This is a genomic window from Proteiniphilum sp. UBA5384, assembly GCF_002410825.1.
GTDB lineage: Bacteria > Bacteroidota > Bacteroidia > Bacteroidales > Dysgonomonadaceae > Proteiniphilum.
The window spans coordinates 1-5,869 of sequence record NZ_DHOS01000007.1 but is presented as its reverse complement, the minus strand read 5'-3'; the positions used below and the strand labels follow the sequence as shown (position 1 = coordinate 5,869).

General features: G+C 41.0%; 3 protein-coding genes. All 3 read right to left on the bottom strand.

From position 1 onward, the window contains the following. The coding region (locus B4G81_RS02890) for a site-specific DNA-methyltransferase (RefSeq protein WP_294079879.1) at positions 1–1,606 on the bottom strand (1,606 nt) is incomplete at its 3' end. Positions 1,607–1,672: 66 nt separating this feature from the next. Continuing rightward, the gene (locus tag B4G81_RS02885; RefSeq protein WP_286861120.1) at positions 1,673–2,467 is read right to left on the bottom strand and encodes an Abi family protein; all 795 of its coding nucleotides are present in this window, start codon (positions 2,465–2,467) and stop codon (positions 1,673–1,675) included. Positions 2,468–2,629: 162 nt separating this feature from the next. Beyond that, positions 2,630–5,530: an SNF2-related protein gene (locus tag B4G81_RS02880; protein ID WP_286861122.1), complete on the bottom strand. Its 2,901-nt coding sequence runs from the start codon at positions 5,528–5,530 to the stop codon at positions 2,630–2,632. Positions 5,531–5,869 lie beyond the last annotated feature (339 nt).

Below are 5,869 nucleotides of genomic sequence, written 5' to 3'. Positions count from 1 at the left end.
AAATTTTCTCAATTGAAGTTTCGGATTCTTCATCTGAAATATCTGATTCCATTAGTGGGCTGTTGATTATATTAAAGCTATAATCATCTTTTCCAAACTCACATCTGCCCAACAGCATCTGAGGAATTTTTTTGATCGTAATCCCGGGATACTTATTTTTGCACTCTTTCTGGTACGATTTGCAACAGATCAACAAGGTTTCATCGGGCTGCATCTCGTCCTCGATCTGATCCAATGATTCCAGCGTGAGGAATTGCGTGGTTGTATAGATGAAATCTCTTTCTGAACTTTGTCCCTGCTTCCAATAGATTGAATCGTGAGGATTGTATTTGAACCCTTCCTGTTTTGCCATGGCTGCTGCCAACATATCGGCATTGTACTCCTTGCTAATGATCCAATTGTCAAACTTATCTTTCTTCAACAAACTGGGAGCAAGGGTGTAGTATTTAAATCCTCCACCACCTTTCCAATTGACCGATTTGCTGATACCACCCTGTTCTCCGTCCACTACCGCTTTTAGCCTTGGGTAGCAATGGGTGAAAGCGTGATCACCTAATTCTATTCCGATGTACCTTCTTCCCATTTTATGGGCAACAGCAGCTGTTGTTCCTGAGCCGAGGAAGGAATCTAGAATTAGACCTCCTTCATTAGATGCAAGAGTTATTATTCTCTCAACAAGTTTTTCAGGTTTGGGAGTAGAAAACACACTAACCGAATTAAAAGCTTTTGCTTCTTTTTTTGCATCCTGATTGTCTCCAACCTCTACTCTGAACCATATAGTTTTAGATACAATACCATCTTGCACTTCGGATAAAAACTTTTTAACTGACGGAACATTATTGCCGGTAATACCAAACCAAATTCTATTATCATCCATTAGTTCATAAAATCTCTCTTTTGAAGTGACCCAACAGCGACTTTTCGGGGGAGACACGATTCTGCCAGATGGCAATTCAATTTGATAATCATTTGATGGTGTGTATGTTCTCACTGAAAAGTCAGCCGGTTTCCAAGGTCCTCTTGGATCATTATCTGGATTTTTATAACGTTTATCCATTTCTTCAGTACGAGGCAAAAGGTTAGGTCTCCAGATTACTTTATTTTTTGCGTATACTAATATGTGATCGTGACTGTCGGACAACCATTTTGCGTCGTTTTGTGGCGAATATTTTTTTTCCCAAATCACATTATTAATAAAATTCTGACGACCAAATACTTCGTCGCAAAGCACTTTCAGATAGTGGCTTTCATCATCATCGATCGAAATCCAAATGGATCCATCATTTGATAATAAATTACGCAATAGAGTTAATCGAGGTTTCATTAGATTAAGCCACTGACTATGTTCTACCCCATCATCGTAATGTTCAAAAGCATTGCCTGTATTATAGGGTGGGTCGATGTAGATGCATTTCACTTTGCCCGCATAGTCCTGTTCCAAGGCTTTTAAAGCCAAAAGATTGTCCCCATGGATCAGCATATTCTCCGAATCGGGGTCACCGTAGGAGTATTCGGGATTCTCCACCAGGATGCGTGGTTCAAGTTTGGATTCATCACCCTTTCCAATCCAGGTGAGTTCGAGTTTTTGAAGTGGTTTCTTTGCCATTATATTGTTTCTTTCTAATCAATTGATCATCTTGAATTGTCTTGCTGTCACTTGCCATTCACACAATCATGAATGTATATCCTTGAAATGTATCAGATCGAAATACAGTCTCTTCATATAGTACTTTTTTCCCGGATAGTTGTTCATCACACATTTTGCGTTTTCGATTTCATACATTACGTGATCGATCCTCTTGGTCCAAAGGTTGAAATCAAGATCAAACCAGGAAAAAAACTCTTTGATATATCCGTATATTGATTCAGCCTTGTTCAGATTGAATTCAACCGTACCATCATCCTTCATCTTAAAAATGATGGGTTCATTGTGGTACACCCGGTTCCTGAAATCGCGCACCTTATCCAGTATCTCGCAAACTTTCTTCCGATTGAATCCCTGAGGTAAATTCACAAAGATGCGCATAGGAACCCCTTTTAATATTCTCGAATGTGTAACATTAAACAGCGCAGTCCAAAAACCAAAGTTGAGATCAGCGATAATCTTGCCTTGTGAAATGGGTTTGGGAACATTTTTCATGGATTTTTCAACACTTGATTTAAGAAAGAAATTTTCCTTAATCTTTCCGGTTCGATCTCTATAAATCAAAGCATTATCCATCATAAAACCATTTACCTGATTCAAGAGCCAATCGGCGTCATTGAAATGTCGTGATAGTTCTTCATTCAATGCATTTCTTAGGATCACCTCCACCAGTGACAAAAGAGGATAGAAGGACTGGGACAATCGTACATTCGCCTGATAAAGCTTCAACGCTTTCGGGTAATTGTTCTGACTCACATCCAAGTAGTTTTGCAATCGCGCATCAGAAATATATTTCCTTATAATGTCAATGTCCACAGACATAAAAAGTTAAATAATCAAATAAACCGGAATTTAATCCTTCAGTTTTTTGTAATTATCATTTATGATCCCTATATTTGCATCGTAATACTTATTCAAGCCTCTTTACACAACCTGTAAACGTAAATAAGTGAAAAGAATTAAGCCCGTTTCGACGGGCTTTTTTTATATCACCCTCCATTTGATCGTGAACACCTCTTCCTGAATCAGTTTTTGATCCAGCATCTTTTCAATATCCGTCAACAGGTTCTCCTTTCTCTCGTCAATTTCATCCTGAGAAACAAACAATGATTGCCTCTTCTCATTGCGTTCCTTTTCCAGTTTCTTTATTTCACGTTGTGCCGCTACTTTTGATTCGAGACTGAGCATTTTCTTTGCTTCTGCTCTCCGGAGCTTTATTTCAGCATCAAGATCCTTTATTTCCTTCTCGAGGCTAATCTTCATGTCATCGGCCCACTGATCGAGCTTGTCCATCTCAATATCAAAAAAATCTCTGTTTCGCAATGCATTGGTGGTAACAATTTCCTGCCTATACCTGGCGATGCTCTTTGACAGACGTGATTCAGTTTCGGGATCTAAATATAGCAAATCTTTCTCTTCTGTCCGCAATGAAAAGAGTCTTTGGGCTATTTCGGGCTCAATCTCAGCGCCCTCATCCGTAATACAGGACAACAACAAATAATCTTCGTCTTCAAACGAATTGATGTTCAATTGTTCCACCCGCAACCATCCGGAATTGCCTATCAAACCGTTCAATGAGGATATGAGCGTAGGGGTGTCGGTATAATTGAATTCGATCATCCGCACCGGTGTGGGTAGCGATTTGCATTCCTGCAAGATGCGTTGCGCCAATTTGTGCCCTACCCTGTAGATGTTCGTATCATCCGGGACAACGATATCGCTTTTCTTCTTCCCCTCCTCGGTACGAAGCATCTTGTAAGAACCAGGATGAATGGTCACATCGTGAAAGGGATTCCCGGGCAAATGGAATGAGAAATCACTGTCGTTGAAAAATGCATCGTCTTTCAACACATACTTGGTTATCTTCCACAATTTTTGTTCGAAAGAATTGAGGTAGGATCTCGTTTTATCGTAATTGACCCTCAACTTCTCCCGCACCTCCTCATCAAAATTTTCCAACAAGATAGAACGAACACGCTGTAATTTTTCTGAGATGGCAGGTTTCAACTCCTCCTGCAAATCATCGAAAGCACTTTGAATCTCTTCGGTCGTTCTACATTCCTGGTATATCTGGGCTATTCTCTTCTCAAAGTCGACCCCGTTGCCTATAACACCCAACACTTCATCGCTGGCACCAAAGACACCATCGAACAACCTGAACTTCTGCTCCAGCAGTTCATATACACGTACATCGGCCTGGTTCCGGATATTGACAAAATTGACCACCACATCAAACTTTTGTCCATACCTGTGACAGCGACCAATTCTTTGCTCAATCCTTTGCGGGTTCCAGGGCATATCGTAATTCAGCACCAACGAACAAAATTGCAGGTTAACCCCTTCAGATGCCGCTTCGGTTGCAATCATGATGGTCGCATTGTCTCTGAAATAATCGACTATCGCGGATCGCTTATCTGCGGTGGGTGATCCGGAAATCTTGTCGGTACCTTTATGCTTTTCAAGCCACCGGTTATAGATCTTGGTTGACTGTGGATCATTATTTGTGCCATTGAACAGAACAACCTGATCTTTGTACTTTTTCTCTGTCAGGAGATTATACAAATATTCCTGGGTCCTCCTAGATTCGGTAAAGATCAGTGCTTTCTGGTTGGCCCCCAACAGTTGTAACTGTTCAAAAGCTTTGTCCAGCGCAATGAAAAGGTGATCAGCTTTCGAGTTTTTCTTTATTACCCTGGCCAGTTCGCGGAATTCCTTCAGAACTACGATCTCTTCTTTTATTCCCTGGATATCAGCATCGGAATATTGCTGTTCTTCTTCCACGATGCTCTCTTCTTCATCTTCGACCCACTCATCCCTTGTTTCATTCAACGCCTCATATTCATCGGAGAATAAATCGGCAATATCAGTTTCATGTTTCTCAACGATGGATTCGAGCCTTTTGACCAATGTGTCGAAAGTACCATAAATGGCATAGGTTGATGAGGCCAGCAGTTTACGCAGGATAAGCGTCATCAACTGCCTCTGACTCCTGGGCAAGGCATACAGTTTTGGCTTTTGCAGGTATTTAGAAACGGCATCGTACAATTCCTGTTCCTGGCTCCGGGGAATATATTCTTCACAGATTGCTCTCCGCTCAGTGTAACTGATGTATTCCAACACCTGCCGGCGGAGTGTTCTCTTACAGACCGACTGCAGTCTTTTTTTCAACTCATAATAATCCTCTTCTTCAAGCTGGCGGCTATATTGGCTTTTGAAGCTTTTCAGATCACCGAACACGAAATCATCGATGATGCTGACCAAACCATACAATTCGAGTACCGAATTCTGAAGAGGAGTAGCAGTAAGCAGAACCTTTTTTCTGGGTAGAAGCGCTTGTCTGATGGCATTCCCAATCAAATTGGAAGACTTGTACACATTTCTCAACCGGTGCGCTTCATCAATGATCACCAGGTTCCAGTTGGTCGCTTCAACATAACTCGCTTTTGACTTGGCAAACTGGAATGAACAAATAACGATCTTGTCCTTCTGATGAAATGGATTGAAGTTTTTCTCATTGATCTCGTTGTTAAACGATTTCGTTTCGAGAATCACAGAGGGTAGAAAGAACTTATTGGCCAATTCCTGGCTCCATTGTTTCCTGAGGTTGGACGGACAAATAATTAACAGGCATCTTTTTCGTTCGGTCCACTGTTGGGAGAGAATAATTCCGGCCTCGATAGTTTTTCCTAGTCCCACTTCATCAGCCAGGATCGCTCCATTCGAGAGCGGAGACTTGAATGCAAACAGGGCTGCTTCAACCTGATGTGGATTGAGATCGACTTGCGCATCCTGAAGCGAAACAGTGAATTTCCCTATATCGTTTGAAGGAAGCTGCCTGGTAAGTTCGTGCGAAAAATATTTGGCCTGATATGAAGTCAGATTCATATTCCCATGAAAATTGCATCGATCGTTCTACTAAACACAAATGTACAATTATTTTGTTAAAAAACATTCATAATCAATCATCAAGAATGTACGAAGAAAAAGGGCAAAAATAAATGGAGATTTTGACAACTTGTCTCATGCATACATTTGTTAGATTTTAAGACTGAAGCGCAAGTCCAGATGAAGGTCAGTAAATGTGATATGAGATCCGGGTACTTGATTGGGTGTTCCGGAGAGTCAGGGTGAATTTGTTTACACATTGTTTACACAAAAAGCAAAACACTCACCGGAGATTCCGATAAGTGCCTTATTTTTAAAGTGATCCGGGCGGGATTCGAA